This window comes from Amycolatopsis palatopharyngis (genome assembly GCF_003385185.1).
In the GTDB taxonomy this organism is placed as follows: Bacteria; Actinomycetota; Actinomycetes; order Mycobacteriales; family Pseudonocardiaceae; genus Amycolatopsis; species Amycolatopsis palatopharyngis.
This window is the reverse complement of the sequence record NZ_PQHZ01000025.1, coordinates 65,078-88,334: the sequence shown is the minus strand read 5'-3', so window position 1 is coordinate 88,334 and position 23,257 is coordinate 65,078. Positions and strand designations below refer to the sequence as shown.

General features: G+C 67.8%; 22 protein-coding genes. 15 read left to right on the top strand and 7 right to left on the bottom strand.

The window, feature by feature from the left end:
* The 3 genes from D0C15_RS19590 to D0C15_RS19580 form a co-directional block, all read left to right on the top strand.
* The coding region (locus D0C15_RS19590; protein WP_483964187.1) for a lipoyl synthase at nt 1-409 on the top strand (409 nt) is incomplete at its 5' end.
* Between the two features lie 87 nt (nt 410-496).
* Nucleotides 497-1,882, top strand: a complete 1,386-nt coding sequence (locus D0C15_RS19585) for an L-serine ammonia-lyase (protein WP_116047527.1) — start codon at nt 497-499, stop codon at nt 1,880-1,882.
* A gap of 68 nt (nt 1,883-1,950) precedes the next feature.
* Complete coding sequence (locus tag D0C15_RS19580; RefSeq protein ID WP_245976019.1) at nt 1,951-2,706, top strand: FadR/GntR family transcriptional regulator; 756 nt, start codon at nt 1,951-1,953, stop codon at nt 2,704-2,706.
* 156 nt (nt 2,707-2,862) lie between these two features.
* On the opposite strand, the gene D0C15_RS19575 is transcribed toward D0C15_RS19580, so the two are convergent.
* Nucleotides 2,863-3,480, bottom strand: a complete 618-nt coding sequence (locus D0C15_RS19575) for a LysE family transporter (RefSeq protein ID WP_116047522.1) — start codon at nt 3,478-3,480, stop codon at nt 2,863-2,865.
* A 150-nt stretch (nt 3,481-3,630) separates the two neighbouring features.
* Nucleotides 3,631-4,287: an O-methyltransferase gene (locus D0C15_RS19570; RefSeq protein ID WP_116047520.1), complete on the bottom strand. Its 657-nt coding sequence runs from the start codon at nt 4,285-4,287 to the stop codon at nt 3,631-3,633.
* 79 nt (nt 4,288-4,366) lie between these two features.
* On the opposite strand from D0C15_RS19570, the gene D0C15_RS19565 reads away from it, so the two are divergent.
* From D0C15_RS19565 to D0C15_RS19540, 6 genes are all read left to right on the top strand, one after another.
* Complete coding sequence (locus tag D0C15_RS19565; protein ID WP_245976015.1) at nt 4,367-5,581, top strand: lipid-transfer protein; 1,215 nt, start codon at nt 4,367-4,369, stop codon at nt 5,579-5,581.
* Nucleotides 5,582-5,618: 37 nt separating this feature from the next.
* Nucleotides 5,619-6,050: a type II toxin-antitoxin system Rv0910 family toxin gene (locus tag D0C15_RS19560; protein ID WP_116047518.1), complete on the top strand. Its 432-nt coding sequence runs from the start codon at nt 5,619-5,621 to the stop codon at nt 6,048-6,050.
* 22 nt (nt 6,051-6,072) lie between these two features.
* Nucleotides 6,073-6,954: a MaoC/PaaZ C-terminal domain-containing protein gene (locus D0C15_RS19555; RefSeq protein WP_116047515.1), complete on the top strand. Its 882-nt coding sequence runs from the start codon at nt 6,073-6,075 to the stop codon at nt 6,952-6,954.
* 28 nt (nt 6,955-6,982) lie between these two features.
* On the top strand, nt 6,983-7,861 hold the full coding sequence (locus tag D0C15_RS19550) for an SDR family oxidoreductase (protein WP_116047513.1): 879 nt from the start codon (nt 6,983-6,985) through the stop codon (nt 7,859-7,861).
* Nucleotides 7,862-7,864: 3 nt separating this feature from the next.
* On the top strand, nt 7,865-9,133 hold the full coding sequence (locus D0C15_RS19545) for an acyl-CoA dehydrogenase family protein (RefSeq protein ID WP_116047510.1): 1,269 nt from the start codon (nt 7,865-7,867) through the stop codon (nt 9,131-9,133).
* Between the two features lie 142 nt (nt 9,134-9,275).
* On the top strand, nt 9,276-10,439 hold the full coding sequence (locus tag D0C15_RS19540; protein WP_116047507.1) for a glycoside hydrolase family 172 protein: 1,164 nt from the start codon (nt 9,276-9,278) through the stop codon (nt 10,437-10,439).
* A gap of 63 nt (nt 10,440-10,502) precedes the next feature.
* Here the strand turns inward: D0C15_RS19540 and D0C15_RS19535 are convergent, their stop codons facing one another.
* Nucleotides 10,503-12,497: an SDR family oxidoreductase gene (locus tag D0C15_RS19535; RefSeq protein WP_116047504.1), complete on the bottom strand. Its 1,995-nt coding sequence runs from the start codon at nt 12,495-12,497 to the stop codon at nt 10,503-10,505.
* A gap of 88 nt (nt 12,498-12,585) precedes the next feature.
* On the bottom strand, nt 12,586-12,792 hold the full coding sequence (locus D0C15_RS19530; RefSeq protein WP_162830154.1) for a hypothetical protein: 207 nt from the start codon (nt 12,790-12,792) through the stop codon (nt 12,586-12,588).
* 176 nt (nt 12,793-12,968) lie between these two features.
* Here D0C15_RS19530 and D0C15_RS19525 point away from each other — a divergent pair, with 176 nt between their 5' ends.
* A complete protein-coding gene (locus D0C15_RS19525) occupies nt 12,969-14,195 on the top strand; it encodes an NAD(P)/FAD-dependent oxidoreductase (RefSeq protein WP_116047498.1) in 1,227 nt (408 codons plus the stop codon).
* A 48-nt stretch (nt 14,196-14,243) separates the two neighbouring features.
* On the opposite strand, the gene D0C15_RS19520 is transcribed toward D0C15_RS19525, so the two are convergent.
* From D0C15_RS19520 to D0C15_RS19510, 3 genes are read right to left on the bottom strand one after another with little or no spacing between them, the layout of a single operon-like run.
* A complete protein-coding gene (locus D0C15_RS19520) occupies nt 14,244-15,482 on the bottom strand; it encodes a Bcr/CflA family multidrug efflux MFS transporter (RefSeq protein WP_116047496.1) in 1,239 nt (412 codons plus the stop codon).
* Between the two features lie 46 nt (nt 15,483-15,528).
* Nucleotides 15,529-16,725, bottom strand: coding sequence for an NADH:flavin oxidoreductase (locus tag D0C15_RS19515; protein ID WP_116047493.1), 1,197 nt, complete (start codon nt 16,723-16,725; stop codon nt 15,529-15,531).
* Nucleotides 16,722-17,351 (bottom strand): TetR/AcrR family transcriptional regulator, encoded by a 630-nt coding sequence (locus D0C15_RS19510; RefSeq protein ID WP_116047564.1) that lies wholly within the window; start codon nt 17,349-17,351, stop codon nt 16,722-16,724. Before D0C15_RS19510 ends, D0C15_RS19515 begins: the two co-directional genes overlap by 4 nt.
* A 102-nt stretch (nt 17,352-17,453) precedes the next feature.
* Here D0C15_RS19510 and cutA point away from each other — a divergent pair, with 102 nt between their 5' ends.
* The 5 genes from cutA to D0C15_RS19485 all read left to right on the top strand — a co-directional run bounded on the left by cutA (nt 17,454) and on the right by D0C15_RS19485 (nt 23,239).
* Nucleotides 17,454-17,777 (top strand): divalent-cation tolerance protein CutA, encoded by a 324-nt coding sequence (gene cutA, locus D0C15_RS19505; protein WP_116047491.1) that lies wholly within the window; start codon nt 17,454-17,456, stop codon nt 17,775-17,777.
* A gap of 80 nt (nt 17,778-17,857) precedes the next feature.
* Entirely contained in the window at nt 17,858-19,081 is a 1,224-nt protein-coding gene (locus D0C15_RS19500) for a PucR family transcriptional regulator (protein WP_116047488.1), read from the top strand.
* Nucleotides 19,082-19,150: 69 nt separating this feature from the next.
* Entirely contained in the window at nt 19,151-20,047 is an 897-nt protein-coding gene (locus D0C15_RS19495) for a hypothetical protein (protein ID WP_116047486.1), read from the top strand.
* Nucleotides 20,040-21,815 carry a GMC family oxidoreductase N-terminal domain-containing protein gene (locus tag D0C15_RS19490; protein WP_116047483.1) on the top strand — a complete coding sequence of 592 codons (1,776 nt, stop codon included), beginning with the start codon at nt 20,040-20,042 and terminating at the stop codon, nt 21,813-21,815. The genes D0C15_RS19495 and D0C15_RS19490 overlap by 8 nt, the downstream gene beginning before the upstream one ends.
* A 263-nt stretch (nt 21,816-22,078) precedes the next feature.
* Complete coding sequence (locus D0C15_RS19485; protein ID WP_116047481.1) at nt 22,079-23,239, top strand: lactate 2-monooxygenase; 1,161 nt, start codon at nt 22,079-22,081, stop codon at nt 23,237-23,239.
* Nucleotides 23,240-23,257 lie beyond the last annotated feature (18 nt).

Genomic DNA, 23,257 nt, shown 5'->3' with positions numbered 1-23,257 from the left:
GTTGCGGGTGTTGACGGCGGCGCGTGAGGCGGGGTTGGTGACGAAGTCGAACCTGATCCTGGGGATGGGTGAGACGCCCGACGAGGTCGGGGACGCGATGCGGGATCTGTTCGACGCGGGGTGTGAGGTTTTGACGATCACCCAGTATTTGCGGCCGTCGCCGCGGCATCATCCGGTGGATCGGTGGGTGAAGCCGGAGGAGTTCGTGGAGCATTCCCAGCATGCCGAGCGGATCGGGTTCGCCGGTGTCATGGCCGGGCCGCTGGTCCGGTCCTCCTACCGCGCCGGACGGTTGTACGCCCAGACCAAACACCACCGCGGTGAGACACTGCCCGACAACCTCACCCACCTCCTCAACCACACCACCCCCGCAAGCCAAGAAGCGGCAACGCTACTCAGTAGACAGTAATTTTCGCCAATAATCGGGTGATGCACAGTTGTACGTTCGGCCGCCGTCGGCTGCACTGTGTAACCCTCAAGTGACGAGGTCGGATCAATGGCGATCAGCATCTTCGATCTGTTCTCGGTCGGCATCGGTCCCTCCAGTTCGCACACGGTGGGGCCGATGCGGGCCGCGAGATCCTTTGTGGACGGACTGGCCGACAGCGGTGAGATCAAGCGCACTCACCGGGTGAAGGCCGAACTCTTCGGCTCCCTTGGCGCCACCGGGCACGGGCACGGCAGTGCGCAGGCGGTCGTTCTCGGACTGGCGGGCGAGCGACCGGAGTCCGTGGACACCGATTTGGTGCCCATCCGGATGGCCGAGATCCGTGCGGCGCGCAAACTGCCGTTGCTGGGCAGTCATGAGATCGGCTTCCGCGAGGACGGCGATCTGGTCATGCACCGTCGCCGGTCCCTGCCCGCACACCCGAACGGGATGGTGTTCCGGGCGTTCGACGCGGATGGCGAAATCCTGCGGGAGCGCACCTTCTACTCGGTGGGCGGCGGATTCGTCCTGGACGAGACCGCGTTCCCTGGAGACGGCGCCGACCCGGTCATCGTCGAGGACAGCACCGCGCTGCCCCATCCCTTCCGTACCGGAGGAGACCTGCTCGCGCACTGTGCGGAAACCGGCCTGCCGATCAGCGAGATCATGCTGCGCAACGAACTCTGCTGGCGTAGCGAGGAGGAGGTCCGATCGGGCCTGCTGCGGATCTGGGACGTGATGGTCGAGTGCGTGCGTAACGGCTGTGAACACGGCGGTGTGCTGCCCGGTGGTCTGAAGGTGCCGCGCAGAGCCAAGGCACTGCACGACAAGCTGCGCGATGAGGACGGCGTCGGCGACGCGCTGTACGCGATGGACTGGGTGAGCCTGTACGCACTGGCGGTGAACGAGGAGAACGCCTCCGGTGGAAGGGTGGTCACCGCACCGACCAACGGCGCTGCGGGGATCATCCCCGCGGTGCTGCACTACTACCGCCGGTTCATCGCGGACGCCGATGACGACGGCGTGGTGACCTTCCTGCTGACCGCGGGCGCGATCGGTTCGGTGCTCAAGCAGACCGGCTCGATCTCCGGTGCCGAGGTCGGCTGTCAGGGCGAGGTCGGTTCCGCGTGTGCGATGGCCGCGGCCGGACTGACCGAGGTGCTCGGAGGATCACCCAGACAGGTGGAGAACGCGGCTGAGATCGGGGTCGAGCACCATCTCGGTCTGACCTGCGATCCGGTCGGCGGACTGGTCCAGATTCCGTGTATCGAGCGCAATGCCGTGGGCGCCTCGAAAGCGATCCATGCCGCGAGGATGGCGATGCGTGGCGACGGCAGTCACATCGTCACTCTCGACAAGGCCATCAAGACGATGCGCGAGACCGGTGCGGATATGAAGGTCAAGTACAAGGAGACGTCTCGCGGTGGACTCGCGGTGAACGTCATCGAGTGCTGAGCCGACGGGCCGATCGAGCGGTACGGCATACACTCGGTGTCTCATGCATGACCGGGAGGGAGTACGCCGTGACCGCCGAGCCCAGCAGGGACGCGGACCCCGTGCGGAGCCTGGTCCACGGGGTCAGCGCGGGGGAGGCGCTGTTCCGGCCGGTGCGGACGGGTAACGCGTTCGAGGAGACGGTCGAGCGGTTGCTGCAGGCTGTTCGGCTCGGCGTCGTCGGCGCGGGGGAGCGGCTACCCGCCGAGCGGGAGCTCGCCGAGCGCCTCGGGGTCAGCCGGGTCACCCTTCGGGAAGCCATCCGCGCACTGGCCGACGCCGGGTATGTCGTGTCCCGCAGGGGCCGCTACGGCGGTACGTTCGTCACCGAGAGCCTGCCGGCACCGAGGGTCGCGCACCGGTCGGCCGATCCCGGTGTTCTGGAGGACGCGCTCAGCCTGCGACACGTGCTGGAGACCGGTGTGGCCGAACTGGCGGCGGCCCGCTCGCTGACGCCGGCCGATCGCAGGCACCTGACCACCACCCTCGCCGAGAGCAGTGCGGCGGGAATCGACGACTACCGACGCCGGGATTCGCGGCTGCACCTGGCCATAGCCGAGGTGACAGCGTCGGGCTCGCTCACCACCGCGGTGGCGGACGTGCGGATGCGGATCAACCAGTTGCTCGACGAGATCCCGCTGCTGGAACCGAACCTCGAGCACTCGAACGTTCAGCACGAGGCGATCGTGGACGCGATCCTGGCCGGCGATTCCGCAGCGGCCCGGCACGCGATGGCCGAGCACATCGAGGGCACCGCGTCCCTCCTCCGCGGCTTCCTGAACTAAAGCTGGAGCGTCTGCAAGTACCACCAAGCAAGATCGACACGACCGCCAACTACCACCAACCCGGTCGCCTCGCCCCCGGCAAGGCGCGGAGTTGGTGGCGGTTAGCGGCACAGATCTTGCTTGGTGGTACTTGCAGGCGTACCTATCGGTGGACGGTTACGAGAGCATCCAGACTGCCAGTGCGGCGATGAGGGCGCCGGAGCTCAGGCCCGTCAGCAGCCGCCCGCGTGGACCGGTCAGTAGCCTGCCCAGCAGGGCACCGCCACCGGCCAGTGTCAGTTGCCAGCTTGCCGACGCGGCGAACGCGGCGACCACGAACACCGTCCGCGCGGGCACGGAATCGGCGATCGCCTGGCTGTTGCCGACCACGAGTGCGGTGAAGTACACGACAGTGGCCGGATTCAGCAGCGTGATGCCGAGCAGGCCGCAGTAGGCACGCCATGGTCCGGGTGCCGCGGCTTCGTCGACCGTTTTCCGTACCCGGTACGACCGGATCGCGGTGGCCACCGTCCAGGAAGCCAGGCACAACAACACCAGCACCGATGCGATCCGGAACTGCGTGGCGACCGGTGTGAGCAATCCTGCGACGGCGCTGCCGCCCACGACCGCCGCCAGTGCGTACAGGCCGTCCGCGCTGGCCACTCCCAGTGCCGCAGCGCAGCCGATCCGCAGCGAGGTTCTCGCGGTCAACGACACGAGGTACGACCCGATCGCGCCGACCGGCAGCGCGATCCCGTACCCCGCGACCAGACCGGCGACCAGCGCGCCGGTCACGATGGCAGGAGCGTGGACCTCCACAGTGGACGGATCTGCTGTCGCAGCGCCGGCCGGGTCACGGCGGACGGCTTCAGCGGACGTACTCGCTCGGTGGTCATATGCGACATGGTTACCGGAGAATGCCCGGCAGGCAACCGAATTACCGTGTCAGGACAAGACAAGCGCGATGGTCAGGCCGTCGTAACCCTTGCCGCCCACCGTCTGCAGTGCCGTCGCGTCGACCCGTGGTTCGGCGGAGATGAGGTCGAGCAGCCTACGGACACCCTGAACCGCCGAATCGTCCGAATCGTCCTGTGCGACCCGTCCCGCTCGTACGACATTGTCCACGATGATCACGCTGCCCGGCCGGGACAATCGCAGTGCCCAGCTGAAGTACTCCGCGTTGTTCTCCTTGTCCGCGTCGATGAACGCGAGGTCGAACGGCCCGCTCAGTTGCGGCAACGTGTCCAGTGCCCGGCCCACCACTACCTCGGCCCGGTCACCGAGCCCCGCAGCGGCCAGGTTGGCCTCGGCCACCTCGGCGTGCTTGGGGTCGGCCTCCAGCGTCACCAGCCTGCCGTCCTCCGGAAGGGCCCTGGCCAGCCAGATGGCGCTGTAGCCACCGAGGGTGCCGACCTCCAGGATGTCGCGCGCCCCCATCATCCTCGCCAGCAGGTGCAGAAGCTTGCCCTGATTGGCTGCCACCGCGATCGGCGGAAGACCCGCATCCTCGCTGGCCCGAGCCGCGGCGTCGAGCGCCGGATCGGCCGGAATGAGTAAGCCGTCGAAGTACTGCTCGACCGAGTTCCACGTGTCCTGAGTCATGGATCGCCTCCCCGGATCACCATACCTCTAGTCAACATACAATCCTGTTGGTATGTTTGTGACGCAAGGAGAACCGATCGTGAACAAGGGAGGCCTCGCGGTGGGTAACAGGACCTACGTCGTCGGCGTCGGGATGACGAAGTTCGAGAAGCCGGGACGTCGTGAGGGTTGGGATTACCCCGCGATGGCCAAGGAGTCGGGCACCAACGCCCTTGCCGATGCGGGCATCGGCTACGAACAGGTGCAGCAGGCCTACGTCGGCTACGTCTACGGGGAATCCACCTCCGGACAGCGCGCCGTCTACGAACTCGGCCTCACCGGTATCCCCGTGATCAATGTGAACAACAACTGTTCCACTGGCTCGACCGCGCTTTTCCTGGCCGCTCAGGCGGTGCGCAGCGGGACCGTGGACTGCGCGCTGGCGCTGGGCTTCGAGAAGATGCAGCCCGGATCGCTCGGCAGTACCTACGATGATCGCGAGCAGCCGATGCTCAAACACATCCTTGCGCTGGCCGAACTGCGCGAGGTGGCGATGCCGCCCGCGCCCTGGATGTTCGGTGCGGCAGGCCGGGAGCATATGGAGAGGTACGGCACGACCGCCGAACAGTTCGCCAGGATCGGCGAGAAGAACCACCGCCACTCCGTGAACAACCCCTACGCCCAGTTCCAGGAGGAGTACTCCCTCGCGGAGATCCTGGACGCGAAGACCATCTACGAACCGCTGACGAAGCTGCAGTGCTCGCCCACATCAGATGGCTCCGGCGCCGCCATCATCGCCAGTGAAGCCTTTGTGGACAAACATGGTCTCGCGGCGCAGGCGGTGGAGATCGTGGGCCAGTCCATGGTGACCGACATGTCTAGCACTTTCGAGGACAACTCGGCGATCAGCCTGGTGGGTGCTCAGATGTCCAGGGCGGCAGCGACAAAGGTATACGAGCAGGCGGAGATCGCACCGGCTGATGTGGACGTCATCGAACTGCACGACTGCTTCTCCACCAACGAGCTGATCACCTACGAGGCACTGGGACTGTGCCCGGAGGGCGAGGGCGGCAAGCTCGTCGACGCGGGCGACACGACCTACGGCGGCCGCTGGGTGGTCAACCCCTCCGGCGGGCTCATCTCCAAAGGGCACCCACTGGGCGCGACCGGCCTCGCGCAGTGTGCCGAACTCACCTGGCAGTTGCGCGGCACCGCGCAGCGCCGTCAGGTGCAGGGTGCCAGCGTCGCCCTGCAACACAACATCGGCCTCGGTGGCGCCGTCGTGGTGACCGCCTATCGGCCCGCCGACCGCTGAAGCAGCCACAAGGAAAAGCAAATCAGGAGGAAAGAACATGGGTCAGATCAACGCATCGGTCGACCTCCCCGCGCCGCCGGAAAAAGTATGGGAGGTCTTCTCCAACCCGAACAACTTCGAGAAGTGGCTCACCATCCACACCAAGTGGAAGGGCGAGGTCCCCGCGGAGTTCAGTCAGGGCACCAAGATCACCGAGGTCGTGACGATGATGGGCATGCCGAACACCATCGAGTGGACTGTCGACTCCTATCAGCCGCCGAACACGCTGTCCATCTCCGGCACCGGGATGGCCGGGGTCAAAGTGCGATTCGATCTCTCCGTCAGGCAGGCCCCCGAAGGCTCTACCGCCGTCATCGACGCGGAGTTCAGCGGGTCGATGATCGTCGGCGCGTTGGGCAAGGCCGTCGAGAAGGACGGCAAGAAGAACCTGGACAAGTCCATGGAGAACCTGCGGGAACTGCTGGCCTGAGGCGAGAAGTACGGGAGCGGACATGGCGAATAGCGGAATCGACAATGTGGACCTGGCGTTCGACGCGTCCGGACTGGACACCTGGGCCGAGGAGCACCGGTTCGAGGTGACCCGTGAGCGGATCATCGAGTACGCGGAGGCGACCAACGACCCCATCGAGGCACACCGCTCGGGCGAGCTGGCCCCTCCGGTGTTCGCGATCGTGCCGGCCTTCCACGCGCTGATGGAGCCGGCGTTGGAGGTCGTCCCGGTCGAGCTGATTCCGAGGCTGGTCCACGGAGAGCAGGACTTCCGGTTCCACCGGCCCATCGTTGCCGGCGACAGGCTGGTCTCGCGCGGCAAGATGATCGGCTACGAGGGATTGCCCAACGGCACGCGCTCGGCGATCTATCTCGAATGCCGCACAGAGGACGGCGAGCTGGTCAACGAGCAGTACGTCACCGCGTTCTTCCGCGGCTTCGACGCCGGGGAGAACGTCGGTGCGCAGGCTCCGGGGCACAAGTTCGACGAGCGGCTGCGCGCGACCCCGCCAGCGGCGAAGCTGACGCAGCACGTCGACGAGGACCAGACATTTCGCTACGGACCAGCCGCGGGTGACCCGATGCCGATCCACCTGGACGACGAGATCGCCAGGTCCGCGGGGTTGCCGGGGATCATCGCGCACGGGCTCTGCACGCTGGCGTTCACCTCATGGGCGGTGCTCACCGAGGTCACGGACGGGCGCAGCGAGCGCCTGCGCAGGCTCGCGGTGCGGTTCTCCAAACCGGTGCTTCCAGGTCAGGACATCACCACACACATCTGGAACGCGGGTTCGGCCGAGGGCGGTACCGCCTACGCGTACGAGACCACCGTTGGCGACGACCTCGTGATCAAAGACGGTTACGCGGTCGTCGACGGAAACTGACAGGGCTACAGGGCAGGGAGCGGTACTGATGGGAAGTCTGGACGGGCGCGTCGCCTTGATCACCGGCGCCGGGCGGGGAATCGGGCGTGAGCACGCGCTGCTCTTCGCCCGCGAGGGTGCCAGCGTGGTGGTCAACGACCTGGGCGGCGCCAACGACGGCAGTGGATCCGACAGCGGTCCCGCACAGGAGGTCGTGGACGAGATCGTCGCGGCAGGCGGCTCGGCCGTCGCGAACACCGACAATGTCGCCGACTGGAAGGGTGCCGCCGCACTCGTGGACCAGGCGGTCTCGGAGTTCGGCAGGCTCGACGTGGTGGTGAACAACGCGGGCATCCTGCGTGACGGGTTCCTCGCGGGGCTGGAGGAGTCGCAATGGGACTCCGTGATCTCCGTGCACCTGAAGGGACACTTCGCGGTGCTGCGGCACGCGGCGGCCTACTGGAAATCGCGGTCGAAGGCGGGGGAGGCGGTGGCCGCTTCGGTGATCAACACTGCCTCGGCGTCGGGCACGACGATGCCGAACGCAGGGCAGGCCAACTACGGTGCGGCCAAGGCGGGCATCGCCGCACTGACCCTCGTGGCAGCCGGTGAACTGGACCGCTACGGCGTGCGGGTCAACGCGATCGCCCCGATCGCCCGTACCCGGCTCACCCTCGCCACCCCGGGTATGGGGGCGATCTTCGCGCAGGAGGTCGAGGAAGGTGAGTTCGACGCGTTCTCCCCGGCCAACATCTCCCCGGTCGTGGCCTACCTGGCCACGGAGAAGTGCCCGATCACCGGCAAGGTGTTCGCCGTGCAGGGCGGCGCGATCTCCGAACTCGCCGGGTGGCACGACGTGCGGACCATCGAAACCGAAGGCCCGTGGCTGATCGACGACATCGCGAACCGCCTGCCTGTGGAGGGTTGATCCGTGCTCGACTGGTCCGAGACCGACCTGCTGATCCGCGACGCCGTCCGGGAGTTCATCGAAAAGGAGATCCGCCCGCACGTCGACGAACTGGAGAGCGGGCAGCTTCCGCCGTACGACCTCATTCGCAAACTCTTCGCCTCCTTCGGTGTCGATGCCATGGCAGGCGAGGCAGTGAAGTCCTTACTGGACAAGCAGAAGGCGCGCGCCGAGACCGCTACGCCGGAAACCGCGAAGCCACGGGAGAAGAAGTCCGACGGCCTCGGCTTCGAGCTCGGCGGGCAGGAAAGCCTTGCGCTCGTCGCGATCAGCGAGCTCGCCGGGGTGAGCCTCGGCATCGTCGCGTCGATGGGAGTGAGCCTCGGGCTCACGGCGTCGACCATCCTGAGCAGGGGCACGCTGGCGCAGAAGGAACGCTGGCTGCCCGGACTCGCGACCTTCGAGAAGGTCGGCGCGTGGGCGATCACCGAACCCGACTCGGGATCGGATGCGTTCGGCGGCATGAAGACCACGGTTCGCCGCGACGGCGACGATTATGTCCTTAATGGACAAAAGACGTTCATCACCAACGGTCCCTACGCCGACACCATCGTCGTCTACGCGAAGCTGGACGAGGGGGACGGCACACCGGTGCGGGACCGGAAGGTGCTCACCTTCGTGCTCGACTCGGGTATGCCCGGCCTGATCCAGGGCAAACCGTTCGCGAAGATGGGGATGAAGTCCTCGCCCACCGGGGAGCTCTTCTTCGACAACGTGGCCCTCGGCAGGGACAGATTGCTCGGTGAGTCCGAGCGGCACACCGGCGGCGACGGCAAGGACAGCGCGCGGGAGAGCTTCTCCTTCGAACGGATGGGTGTCGCGGCGCTGTCGCTGGGCATCATCGAGGAATGCCACCGTCTGTGCGTGGACTACGCGAAGTGCCGCACGTTGTGGGGGCAGGAGATCGGCCGGTTCCAGCTGGTCCAGCTCAAACTGGCGGAGATGGAGATCGCCAGGATCAACGTACGGAACATGGTGTTCCGCACGATCGAGACACTGCGGGCGGGCAGGCTGCCGAGCCTCGCGGAGGCCTCTGCGATGAAGCTCTACTCCTCGCGAGCAGCGACCGAGGTGGCCATGGAGGCCGTTCAGCTGTTCGGTGGCAACGGCTATATGGCGGAGTACCGGGTGGAACAACTGGCCCGCGACGCGAAGTCGCTGATGATCTATGCGGGCAGCAACGAGATCCAGGTGACCCACATCGCCAAGGGCCTGCTCGGAAACGACCGATGACCCTCGGCTCGTCCCCCGCCCCGGTGGTCCTGGCGTCCCAGGTCATGGGCTTTTCCATCCGCGCTTTCCCGGGAAAGTGCGACTTTGCGGGAGTGGGTCGTGGCGATGCCTGTTCACCGCAGGTAACTGATACGTTGCGCTGGTGGTCGACGTCAGTGATCTCACCCTCGTTTCCCCCGTCCGCGAGTCCCGGTCCGTCAGTTTCGAGAACCCGACCGGGCAGCGAGGCGCGGGTGGTATCGCCGCGGGCGGCCGCAAGGGCGCGCCCAGCCGGGATGTACAGCCGGGGGAGCGGGTTGTGCTGGCGGACCTGCGGGGGCCTGGCACGGTCCGGCACCTGTGGCTGACGTTCCCGCCGGGGCCGCCCACCCGCACGCGGGCGCTCTACCTCGAGGTCTACTACGACGATCTGACGGAACCGAGTATCTCGGTGCCCTGCGCGGACTTCTTCGGCGCGCCGCACGGCAGGCCCGTCTCGTTCGCCACCGCGCTGACGAGTATTCAGGAAGCCCGCGGTTTCAACAGCTACATCCCGATGGCATTCGGCGATCGGATCCGGGTCGAACTCGTCAACGGTTCGCTCAAACCCTCCACCGTGTACTTCCAGCTGGACTACACGCTGGACGACGAGGCTGCTTCCGGCAGGTTGCACGCCTCGTTCCGCAGGCAGAATCCGACCACTCCGCGCGAGGACTTCGTCATCACCGAAGGACTGCGCGGGCCCGGCCGGTTCCTCGGATGTGTGGTCGGCGTCCGGCCGCTTGATCCGGGGACCTGGTACGGCGAGGGCGAGGTGAAGATGTACCTCGACGACGACGGGGAGTCGCCCTCGATCTGCGGTACCGGACTCGAGGACTACGTCGGCACCGCGTGGGGGATGGGACCGCATTCGGCCCCGTACGGTGGGGCGCCACTGGAGGTCCGGCAGCCGGGTACCGGGCTCGGGACGTTGCCGGACTTCGTCGGGTTCTACCGCTGGCACGTGCTCGATCCGATCGTGTTCGCCGAGCGTCTGCGGGTGACGATTCAGCAGATCGGCGCCGATCACTTCTTCGAGGGTGAGGAGGAGCGCCTCGACCTCGCCGTACGGGAGGGCAGGGTCGCTGGCAACGGCATCCAGCGCAGGCAGGGGTCGCCGGTGATCGCCAGCGGCCTGTTCGAGCGCGTGGACGACTACTGCGCGACCGCGTTCACCGTCTGCTCCTCACCGCAGCCGGTTCCCAGGGTGGACGTCGAGATGGCCATCGCCGATCTCGGACGCAGGCCCTACGAGGAGGCCGACGAGCTGGAGTTCCTCTTCGCCTGATCTACCCCTTGGATCAGGGGCGCCTGCGCCACCGTTTGGGTGGTGGGGGAGACGGGTGGGCGGTCAGGGGCGCCTGCGCCAGAGCAGCCTGGTGACGGTACCCGCGACCGCGGCCAGCGGAGGAGTGCGCGGCTGGTGCCGTGCTTCCGGTGCGGACTCGGGTACGGCCTGATAGACCAGGTTCGCCGCGAGCCTGGTCAGCCGCGGGGCGAAGCGGCCCGCAAGTTCCGCCGCCGTTCCCTCTGGCAGGTTGCGGACCTCGGGGCGCTGCTCCAGCGCCTCGACGACCAGCGCCGCAGCCCGGCGGGGGCTGCTCGCGGGAAACGCCCGGTACACCCCGGTCGGGGCGATCATCTCGGTACGCACCAACGGCATGCGCACCGAGGTGAAGGTGATGCCGTCCGCCAGCGTTTCCCGGCCGGCCGCGAGGCCGAACTCCTCCAGCGCGGCCTTGGACGCGAGGTACGCGGCGAAGCGCGGAGTGTCGGTCTGCAGGCCCTGTGTGGTGACGTTGACGATGTGACCGAAGCGGCGCCTGGACATCGAGGGAAGTAGTCCCAGGATCAGCCGCACCGGGCCGAAGTAGTTGATCGCCATCGTGCGCTCGAAGTCGTGGACGCGCTCGGTGGACAGCAGAACCGACCGCCGGATGGAGCGTCCGGCGTTGTTCACCAGCATGTCCACCGCCGCGTGTTCGGCGAGGACCGTTTTGACGAGCGACTCCACCGCGTCCGGGTCGGTCAGGTCGCAGGGGTAGGCGTGCGCCCGCCCTCCGGAACCGGCGATCTCGGTGCGCACCTGGTCGAGTTCGGCGGCCCTGCGGGCCACGAGCAATACGGTGGCACCACGCTCGGCGACCTGCAGGGCAGTAGCCCTGCCGATCCCCGAGGACGCACCGGTGATCAGGACTGTCCTGCCGTGCAGAGGACCGCCGGAACGCCTGCGGCGCGCGCGGTCGGGGTCGAGGTGGCGAAGCCAATAGTCGTAGACCGGGCCCGCGTAGGCCGAGAGCTCGGGCAGGGTGATGCCGCTGCCCGCCAGCGCGGCCTCGGTGGCGCGGGTGTCGAACCGCACGGCCATGCTCAGGTGGGGCAGCACTTCCAGCGGAATCCCGAGCTCTGCGAGCACCTGGGCTCGTGCGGCGCGTCCGCCCGGCAGCCGATCGACGCCGGCGGCCGCGGCGCGAGCGGCGCGAGAGCCCACTGTCCGCACCAGGGCAGAAGCAGGCTCAGGCAGGGTCGCGCCGATGCGTGGGGCGCCCGCGGCGGCGGCGAAGGCGTTGTAGACCTCGTTCAAGGGTTGCGGCCGTGCGGATCCGAGGTGGTAGGTGGCTCCACTCGGGGCGGCGGAATGCATCAGGTGGTCCATCGCGGCGATCACGTAGTCCACTGGGACCAGGTTGGTGGCGCCGAGGTGGGGCCCGGCCAGCGGCAGCGCGGAAGGTAGTGCGGCGAGCCGTGAGATGGCCGGCAGGAAGTAGTAAGGACCGTCGATCTTGTCCATTTCGCCCGTGCGTGAGTCACCGACGACCGCGGAGGGGCGGTAGACGGAGTACGGCACGTCCTGCTGCTCACGTACGAGCTTCTCCGCGGCGAACTTCGTGGCGTGGTAGGGGGAGTCGAATCCCTGTCCGAGGTCGAAGTCGGCCTCGGTGAAGCGGCCGTCGTGATCTCCGGCGACCGCGATGGAGGAGACGTGGTGCAGGCGGCCCGCGCCCGCATCACGGGCGAACTCGAGGACGTGGCGAGTGCCCTCGACGTTGGCCGCGGTGTTGGCGGCCTCGCTCGCGGTGAAGTCGTAGACGGCGGCCAGATGGACGACGTGATCGATCGGGGACAGGGCCGAGGTGTCGACGCCGAGGCCCTCGTCGGTCAGGTCGCCGGTGACGGGAACCAGGCGTCGCGCGCCCGGCCAGGCGGCGGCGAGTTCGGTCAGCCGCTGCGCGGAGGTCTTGCGTACCAGGGCGTACACGGTGGTGGTCTCATCGCGTTCCAGCAGCCGTGCCACCAGCCGCCTGCCGAGAAACCCGGTCGCACCCGTCACGAAATAGGTCGTCATCGCACACCCTCTGCTGGGAGGTATCGCCGTCCGCTCCCACCTTACCTACTCGCGAGTAGGAACGGGGTCCGGGTCGAGGTGCCTCCGGTCAGGTCCCGTTGGACGTCTCGGCCACCCGGACCACCGCATCGCGCAGTGCGGCGCGCAGCCTGCCCACATCGAGCGGGGCCAGTACCGCTGCCTCGCCTGGCGGCGCGACGAGCACCACGTGGTCATCACTGGCGAACACCGTCACCTGGCGTCGCCTGCCCGCCAGGTCCCGGCAGCTGATCTCCCATTCGTCTCGAACCGCCACGGTCATCGCCCCTCCGTCGCTGCAGTTGTGTCGGTCGTGCCTGCGCTGGTGAAACGCGCGTGGTGTCGTGGCATGACGCGGCTCCAGCGGGTAATTCGTTCACCGGCCCTTCGTGGGGTGCCTTCGTCGCGGCCCGGCGGTACGGTCGACGCATCCGCGACCGGTGAGGAGTGCTGATGCCCGGGCCAGAACGAATTGTGATCATCGGTGGGGGACTGGCGGGAGCGTCCGCGGCGGGAGCGCTGCGTGAACAGGGATATGCCGGTGGCTTGGAGATACTCGCCGAGGGATCCCGGCGCCCCTACGAGCTGCCGCCACTGTCCAAAGGGGTTCTTCTGGGTGATACCGATGAACCCGACTGGGTGCACAGTGAGGACTTCTACGCCGAACACGACATCGACCTGCGGCTTGGCGTCGCCGCCAGCAGAGTCGAACTCGGCGCCCGCCTGGTCCTGGATGCCGGCGGAGACGAGCACCCCTACGAGCGGTTGCTGCTCGCGACCGGATCGCGGCCGAGGGTGCTTCCCGTACCTGGTGGTGACCTCCCGGGTGTGCGAACACTGCGCGGGCTGGATGACTCACTTGCGCTCCGGGAGGAATTCAAGTCGGCCGAACGGGTGGTCATTGTCGGCGGTGGGTGGATCGGCACGGAGGCCGCTGCCGCCGCGCGTCGCCATGGTGCGAACGTCACCGTGGTGGAGCAGTCGTCCGCACCACTGTCCGACGTGCTGGGTGACGAGGTCGCTCGGGTGTTCCGGGATCTGCACACCGAGAACGGCGTCGAGTGGCGCTTCGGGTCGAAGGTCACCGAGGTGCTCGGAAACGACAGCGGTGTGCGTGGCGTTCGCCTCGCCGAGGGCGAGGAGGTGGCCGGCGACGTCGTGCTGGTCGCGGTCGGCGCGAGTCCGCGGGTGGAACTCGCGCACGCCGCGGGGTTAGAAATCGCCGACGACGGCGGTGTCAGTGTTGACGCGGCCCTGCGCAGCGCGGCTCCTGACGTGTACGCGGTCGGTGACATCGCCGCCCAGTTCCATCCCCGCTACGGCCGGCGCGTGCGGGTCGAACACTGGGCCAACGCCAAGAACCAGGGCGCGCACGTCGCTGCCAACCTGCTCGGCGCGCACGATCCATACCTCGCCGTCCCGTACTTCTTCTCCGATCAGTACGACCTCGGTTGCGAGTATCGCGGACTGGCCGATGTGGACACCGACGAACTCGTCGTGCGCGGCGATCTGTCCGCACGGGAGTTCATCGCGTTCTGGCTGCGCCGGGGCGTCGTCACAGCCGCGATGAACGTGAACTCCTGGGACTACGGCGACGCCCTGAAAGCGCTCGTCGCCGCCGAAACCCAGGTGACCCCGGAAGCCCTGCGCTCCGCGGACCTGAACAACCTCGCGCCCTAACCGAGTTGGCAGTTCCAGGGCCCGAGTTCGCAGATTCGGCGGGGGCGGCTACCGGCTCGCCGGCCTCGCCAATGTCGCGAAGGAGAGCAGCGCCAGACCGGCGAACGACGCCATGAGAATGCCCATCGGCAGGGCGGTTTCCTTGCCACCCAGTCCGACCAGAGGTGCTGTCAGTCCGCCGATCAGGAACTGCAGCACACCCAGCAGCGCCGAGGCCGATCCCGCACTACGCGGATGATTCGCCAGCGCCAGCGAGGTCGAGTTGGGCATCACCAGGCCGATACTCGACACCATCAGGAACAGCGGGGGCAGTAGCGCGGCGAGCCCGAGGTCGAACGCGGCCGCCGCGGTGATGCCCAACGCGCTCGTCGTCGCCATCAGCAGGCCGGTCGCGAGCAGTTGCCGTTCGGAGAACCGGCCCACGATGCGGCCGTTGATCTGCCCGACCACGACGATGCCGACGCCACCGAGACCGAACACGAGACTGTACTGCTGCGGACTGAGGTCGTAGACGTTCTGCAGGACGAACGAGCTGCCGGAGATGTAGGCGAACATCGCGGCGAACAGAAAGCCCGAAGACAGCGCGTAACCGAGGAACGCCCGCTCCCGCAACAGGGCGAGGTAGGCGCGCAGGACCGAACCGATCCGCACCGCGCTGCGCCGGTGCGCGGGCAGCGGCTCGGGCAGGAACCGCAACGCCACGAGCAGCAGCAGCGCGCCGAACCCGGTCAGCACCAGGAAGATCCCGCGCCACGAGGTCACCGTGAGGACCTGCCCGCCGATGAGCGGAGCCAGGATCGGCGCCAGCCCGGTGACCAGCATGAGCATGGAGAAGAACCGGGTCATCTCGACGCCGGAGAACAGATCACGCACCGTCGCCCGCGCGACCACCAACCCGGCCGCCGCGCCCACGGCCTGGAGTGCTCTCGCCGCGATCAGCAGTTCGGCCGACGGGCTGATCGCACACAACACGGACGCGATGACGTAGATGCTGACGCCGACCATCAGCGGTCTGCGTCTGCCGAGTGAGTCCGACAGTGGTCCAGCCACCAGCTGGCCGAGTGCCAGCCCGATCACGAACGCGGTCAGCGTCAGTTGCAGTGTCGAGTCGACCGTGCCCAGGTCCGTCGCCATCATGGGCAGGGCGGGCAGATACATGTCCACCGAAAGTGGACCGAATGCGGTGAGCCCGCCGAGGATCAGTGCGTACCGGGCCTTGCTCGGACGTGGAGAGTCCGGCACCTCCTGTATTCGGGTGCCGGGCCTCTCCTCGGTACGCGTACTCATCAATCTCCCACCAGTCGACTCCGATGGAAGAACTTGTGTAGCGGTACTAAATATTCCGACTGTGAGCCAATTCACTTGTTTCGAGCACGCAACGAGTACCGCTGTAGATCGTGGGCATGCACTTGTTGCAGTGGATGCACAGTGACCGGGTATCCGGGTCGGCGCGCAGGCGAAGCGGTAGATCCGGTTCCCGGAGCAGGGCTCTGGCCATGGCCACGAACTCGAAGCCCTCGGCCATGGCGAGCTCCATCGCCGGCCTGCCGGAGATGCCGCCCAGCAGGATCAGCGGCATTCGCAGCGCCGCCCGGAACTGGCGCGCCGAACTCAACAGGTACGCGTCGCGGTACGGGTAGGACTTCAGGAACGCGCGTCCCCCGAGCCGGATGGCCGTCCGCTGGGGCCGGGGGAAGGTCGCCGCGAACTCCCGCAGCGGTACATCCCCGGTGAACAGGTACATCGGGTTGAGCAGCGAACTGCCCGCGGTGAGTTCGAGCGCGTCGACGGAACCGTCCGCCTCCAGCATCCTGGCGACCTCGACGCTCTCGTCGAGCCAGAACCCACCCGGGACACCGTCGTCCATGTTCAGCTTCGCGACGATCGCGATCCGATCGCCGACGGCGTCCCGCACCGCCCGCAGCACCTCCCTGGCCAGCCTCGCGCGCCCTTCGAGATTTCCGCCGTAGCCATCGGTACGCCGGTTGAGCCGGGGACTGAGAAACGCGCTCACCAGATAGTTGTGGCCGAGGTGTACCTCGACGGCGTCGAACCCGGCCTCGATCGCCAGCCGCGCGGCCTGGCCGTGCGCCTCCACGATGCGGGACAGATCGTCTCCTGTCGCAGCCCTGGTCAGGCGCAGACTCAGTGGGTTGGGCCTGCGACCGGGGCCGAGTGAGGGCAGACCGGTGGACATCGAGTTGGCGACCGGGCCCGCGTGCCCGAGTTGCGCGGACACCGCGGCGCCCTCGGCGTGTACCGCCTCGGTCAGGGCGCGCAGTCCGGCCAGCGCCTCGGGTCGCATCCAGATCTGGTGCCGGTCGGTCCTGCCCTCCGGTGCGACAGCGCAGTACGCCACCGTGCTCATCCCGACGCCGCCCGCCGCCTGCCTGCGGTGGAACTCGATCAGTTCGTCGGTGACGAGAGCGTGCGGGGTGCGTCCTTCGAAGGTGGCGGCCTTGATGATCCGGTTGCGCAGTCGCACCGGCCCGAGTCGTGCGGGAGCGAAGATCTCGGGCGCCGTGCTCACCGGTGCCCCTCTTCCTGGGGCCGTGCGCCCGGCGGGGCGCTCAGCCCTGCGGTGACGAACGCGGCGAGCGTGGGCAACGGTACCGATGGAACGGGCCGCGAGCCTGCCCGCTCGCCGAGCGGATCACCGAACTCGCGCAGAACGAGCTCGAACGCGAGACGCCAGCGGTGCGCGGCCTCCTCCCCGGTCAGGTCAGGGCGGCTCGCGCGCAACCGATCCACCCACGGCGCGAGCTTGAACCAGGGTGAGTTCCAATGCATCGGCTTACCGGCCAGCACGGTTCTGGCCAGCAGGTGCAGCCGCAGCCTGCCGACCGGATCAGCCGCCAGTTCGGCGAGCGGGATCAGGATCGCGTCCACCAGCTCGGCCACGGGCGGCTGCCCGTTCCCGGCGATGTCCTCGAGTCGTTCCCGCCACAGCGGCGCGAGCCGGTCCTCCAGCAGACGGGCGACAAGCCCCTCCTTGGAGCCGAAGTGGTAGTGCACAGCGGCGGGACTCATCCCCGCGGCGGTGTTGATGGCGCGCACCGACACCGCGTCGTATCCGTCCTGCAGGAACAGGGACTCGGCGACGGTGAGCAGGCGTTCCGCGGTGGGCGTGGTGGGTGAGGTCGCGGTCGTACGCATCGGCATCGCACCAGCACAACACAGCCGGGCGCATTGTTCAATCACTGATTCAATCTCCTCTTCAATCACCGATCGGAAAACTGCCTCGCGTACCCTCTGCCCATGTCTGCGCAGCACGTGATCGTCGCCACGACGATCGACAGCGAACAGGCCGCACGCGAGCTCGCGGCGAAGGCGATCGAGGCGAGACTCGGCGCGTGTGCTCAGGTGGTTGGGCCGATGACCAGCGTGTATCGCTGGGAAGGGGCCGTACAGAACGACACGGAGTGGCGTGTGGAGATCAAGACCGCGGCCGACCGTGTCGCCGCACTGACCGAACAGCTCACGCGATGGCACAGCTACGACGTTCCAGAGGTAATCGCCACATCCATCGAGGGGGGCAGCGCCGAATACCTGGCATGGCTGGTCGAGGAGACACGGAACTGACCCCGCAGGCAGAATCCGGTTCGACTACTGCGGCGGCGGCGATAAACGGCCGCGAATCCGCCGAACACGGAGGTTGGCCGATGGAACTTTCCCGTCGAATGGCCCGGCAGCTCAGTACCAGGCTGGATGCGCTGACCGACACGCTCGTCGCCGACATCCTTGCGGAGAACCCCGGGTACCACGACGCCGAGCTGGTCTCGCTGGAGGACCTGCGGCACTCCTGCGAGCACAATCTCGATCGCGTGCTGCAGCTGCTCGGCGAGACCGTTCCGGAGGGGGCGAACCCGTTCGACGAGGCTGTCGCCACCGGTGCCCGCAGGGCACAACAGCGGGTGCCCCTCGACTCCGTCCTGCGCTCGTACCGCCTCGGCGGCAGGGTGATCTGGCGGGCTCTCGTGGAGATGGCCAAGGAGGACGACGAGGTCGATCGCGAGCAACTGCTCGACGTCGCGACCTCGGTGTGGACCGTGGTCGACGAGACTTCCTCCGAACTCGCCAGGGCCTACCGGCACACCGAGCTGCAGTTGCGCAAACTGGACGTGCACCGCAGGCACGCGCTGGTTGAGGACCTGCTGCGTGGACGGGGCCGCGAAAGCGGGTTCGCCGAGCAGGCGGCCGTCGAACTCGGCCTGCCCGCGGGCGGTGGTTACCTCGTACTGGCGGCGGACCTGGCCGAGGACGGCACACCCGGGCTGGCGATGCCGCAGGACGCGCTGGCCGTGTACGGAGTGCGCTCGGTGTGGGAGCCACGTGCGGGAACGCTGGTCGGCATCGTCGCGCTCGAACGACGCGGCGCGGCCTCGGTGCTCGGTCTGTTGCGCGGCGGGGTTCGGGCGCGGGTCGGGGTGAGTCCGCCCGTGCACGGGCTCGCGGAGGTCGGAGCCGGTCACGAGCTGGCCCTGCTCGCGTTGCGCACGATGCCCGCCGGCGACACCGGTCTCGCCCGGCTCGACGAACGACTGCCCGAGGCGCTGGTCGCCCGCTCACCAGAACTGGCCGACCGGCTCGTGTCCGGCGTGCTCGGACCGTTGTTGCGACTGCCATCCGCCGAGCGGGAGATCCTGCTGGAGACCCTGACCGCCTGGTTGGAGACCAACCGGTCCGCCGCGGCCACCGCCGCTCGGCTCTACTGCCATCGCAATACCGTGCTGAACCGCCTGCGCAGGCTCGAGACACTGCTGGGCCGCTCGTTGCAGGACTATCAGAGTGGCCTCTCGCTCTCGTTGGCCCTGATCGCCTGTCATCTGCGTGCCGATGGCGATTCTGCACAACCACAGGGCGGACATTCTGGGCATTCGGCCTAGTGCGGTACCTCCAGTTGGCCGATAGACACACTGTGTCGACTGTCACACCACCACAACTGGAGACCGACAATGAGCCAATCCCCGTTGGCCCGGCGCGCGTTTCTCGCGCGTATCGGGCTGCTGGGCGCCGCCGTCGGCGCGGGCGGGCTGCTCCCACGTAGTGCGCTCGCGACCCCTGCTGCCGCCGCCCAGAACGATCTGCTGCCCGATCTGGTCGGCCTGCTCCGACCAGTGCTCGCCGAACTCGCCAGGGACACCCTCAACGGCCTGACGGTCTTCGTCTATCCCGGTCCGGACGCGTACTCGGCAGCGCAGGGCACCCCGAGTGCCGAGCCGGGCGCGCTCGAGGCGAGGGGTACCGACTTCATGATCGCCTCGCTGGACAATTTCGTGCCCTTTCCCGACGAGCTGGCCAGGCCGGTCGCCGCCGCGCTCGCGACCGGCCTGGCCGACAGCGGTGTCGACCTGCCTGGGCTCGACCTGCTCCCGGCCGAGGTCGCCACGCTGGATCGCGCATTGCGCGCGTTGCTGGAGAACGACGCGACCATGCCGCTGTCGTTGCCGATCGCCGGCCTGCTCAACCTGCTGGCGACCCAGGTCAACCCGCTCGCGGTCAACGGGCCGTTCCTGTCCCCGTTCGCGCGTCTGACCTGGGCCGAGAAGGCCGAGGCCTTCCGCGTGCTGGAAGGCCCCGACTCCGACCTGGTGGCCCTGCTCGACGCGGAGTTCCCGCAGCCGTTGCGCAGTTCGGTGTCCGGACTGCTGAAGTTCGTCGGGGGAGCGCTGCTGGAGTTCGCCACGTTCGGCTCGTTCTCGGAGTACGGCGTGTTCGACGCGGAGAGCAAGCAGCTCGCCGGCCGCCCGGTCAGCTGGGAGCTGACGGGGTACCAGCCGGACGGTCCCGTCGAGGGCTGGGCCGACTTCATCGGGTACTACCAGGACCGCACGGAGGTCAGCGATGCGTGACGTCATCATCATCGGCGCGGGCGGCGGTGGTCCTGTCGTCGCGAAGGAACTCGCGGCCCGCGGACTCGACGTGCTGCTGCTGGAGGCCGGGCCCCGGCACGCGAATCCCCGTGAGGAGTGGACGCATTTCGAGAACGACGCGAACAATCCGCTCACCGGGTTCTTCCGGCTGGGACCGACCGACAGGTCGAAACCAGCCTGGTTCCGCGAGTGGCCGCAGAACTCCTTCGTGTGGCAGGTCGCCGGCGTGGGTGGCACCACGCAGCACTATTACGGCAACTCTCCCCGCGCATACCCTGGTGTCTTCGACGACTACACCGGAGCCGACCGGGAGCAGTACGACATCGCGCACCGCTTTCCCTTCGGTTACGCGGAACTGGTGCCCTACTTCGAGTGGGTGGAAACCACTCTGCCCGTGCAGACGGCGGCGATGGGCACCAAAGAGCAGACCTGGTTCCGCGGCTGTGAGACGCTCGGAATCCCGGTGCAGACCACGAAGACCACCACGGGACCGTCCTACCGTCCACAAGAGAACGCGATCCTCCAGCCGGGCGGCAACGCCGGGCGAACGTCCGACCGTGACCTCCTGCAGTACCCAAGGGCCACCGGCTGCACCTTCTGCGGTTACTGCTTCCAGGGCTGCATGCAGCCGATCGCGGCGCCACGTAACCAGTTCGCCAAGCGCTCCACCGACAACAGCTACGTCCCGATGGCACTGACCGCGGACGTCTGGTCGGCCGGTGGAAGGCCGGTCGAACTGATCACCGATGCCTACGTCACCCGGGTGCACACCGAGCAGCGCCAGGGCGGGCTCGCGGCCACCGGCGTGACGTGGCGGGACAACGCCTCCGGGGACGAGCACCGGGAGGACGCGCGCGTCGTGGTCATGTCCGGCGGCTGTACCGAGAATCCGCGACTGTGGTTCAACAGTGGACTGCCGAACCCGAACGACTGGGTCGGCCGTGGCTACACCGACCACCACTTCGACTGGCTCATCGGCTCGTTCGACGGCGACACCGGGAACTCGAAGGGGCCAGGGTCCTCCGCGAGGCTGGAGTGGCCCGGATTCGGCGGACTGGAGAACGTCGGTCTCCCGCCCGCGCTCGAGGCGTTCGCGATGACGCTGTCCGACAGCGGCATCAGGGGGCAGTACGACAACGACAACGGCAGCACAGGACCGTGGGACGGACCAGCGGGCCGCGTCATCGGGCCGGAGTTGAAGGAACTTCTCGCGGGAGGCATCGACACCCTGCTCAACGCGTTGGTGATCACCGACGACGATGTGGAGCCGGACAACAGGGTCACCCTTTCGGCATTTCCTGCCGACGAACACGGGCCGGTGCCGAAGGTGTCGTTCCGCCAGCGTCAACGCAGCGCCCGGACCCGGCGCAACCGTGAGTTCATGGCGCGGAAGGCGGCGGAGGTGCTGCGTGGTGCGGGAGCCAAGAAGGTGTACCGCATCAACTGGGCGCCGCTGATCCTGCACGTGCAGTCCTCGATGCGAATGGGAGAGTCGGAGGCCGATTCGGTACTCGACGCGAACGCGGAGTCCAGGGCCGTGCGGCGCCTGTTCATCGCGGACAACTCGGCGCTGGCCAACTCCCTCGGCGGCCCGAATCCGACGCTGACCACGCAGGCGGTCGCTACCCGGACCGCCGAGAAGATATTCCAGCGCTACTTCGACGGGGATCCGTGGGTGCTGGCCGAATCGCCAGTGGTCTCCACCGATCCCAGGATCAGTGTCCGGCTCGGTGAACTCGGGTTGTAGTGTGGCAACGTTCGCTTGTTCGTCTACTGTGGACTGATTGGTCCTGGTGCACTCCCTGCGGGAGTGTCGAGACGGAAGCGAAGGCCGCATGGGATGGACCGGTGCGTGGGTAACACGGCACCGGTCCATCCTCGTGGCGCTGGTACTCGTTCGATCTGGCTGATCCCTCGCCGCCTGTTGCCCGGCCGGCAACGGCAGCAAATTACCCCCGGGTCCGTAGGATACCGGCGGGTAGGCGAGGGGCCGGCGACGAGGAGGCGTGCATGACCGAGCGGTTCGGCAGCTACCAGAGCGAGATCTACCTGCAGGGATACGGCGGCACGAAGCCGGAGTTCTCCACCGACGGCACCCGGCTCGAGGGTTCGGCGGAGGCGCTGATGGAGCCGGAACCGTTCGCCTACGTCGCGGGCGGCGCGGGATCGGGGTCGACCGTACGGGCGAACCGCGCGGCCTTCGAACGGTGGAAGCTCGTGCCGAGGATGCTCACCGACTCCACCGAGCGCGACCTCTCCACCAGCGTTCTAGGCACCGCGATGCCCGCACCGATCCTGCTCGCGCCGGTCGGCGTGCAGTCGATCGTGCACCCGGACGCGGAGCTCGCTACCGCTCGCGCGGCCGCCGACCTCGGCGTGCCGATGGTGCTGTCCACCGCCTCCTCCACGACGATCGAGGAGGTGGCGGCGGCGAACGGAGCCGGGCCCAGGTGGTTCCAGCTGTACTGGCCGAACGAGCCGGACGTCACGGCCAGCATCCTCGACCGGGCCAAGAAGGCCGGTTACACCACCCTGGTGGTCACCCTCGACACTTGGACGCTGGGCTGGCGTCCCTGCGACCTCGACCAGGCCTACCTGCCGTTCCTTCGGGGCGAGGGGGTGGCGATTCCGTTCTCCGACCCCGCCTTCAGGGCGCTGCTGGACAAGACGCCGGAGGAGGACAAAGCGGCGGCCATCCTGCGCTGGATCTTCATGGTGACCGGTACCGACCACAACTGGCGGCAACTGCCGTTCCTGCGTGAGCACTGGGACGGACCGATCGTGCTCAAGGGCATCCAGCACGTCGACGACGCCCGCAGGGCCGCGGACGCGGGGATGGACGGCGTGATCGTGTCCAACCACGGCGGCAGGCAGATCGACGGCGCCATCGCCGCGCTGGACGTGCTGCCCGAGATCGCCACGGCGGTCGGGGACCGCATGGAGGTCCTGTTCGACTCCGGCGTGCGGACCGGCTCCGACGTGCTCAAGGCACTCGCCCTCGGGGCGAGCGCGGTGCTGCTGGGCAGGCCGTATGTGTACGGGCTCGCCCACGGGGGTGAAGCAGGAGTGCGGCACGTGCTGCGCTGTCTGCTCGCCGACTTCGACATCAGTATGGGTCTGTCGGGCAACCGGGACGTGGGCCAGCTCTCGCCGAGCGTGCTGCGGCGGTAATCGGCTGGCGCGCGGCGC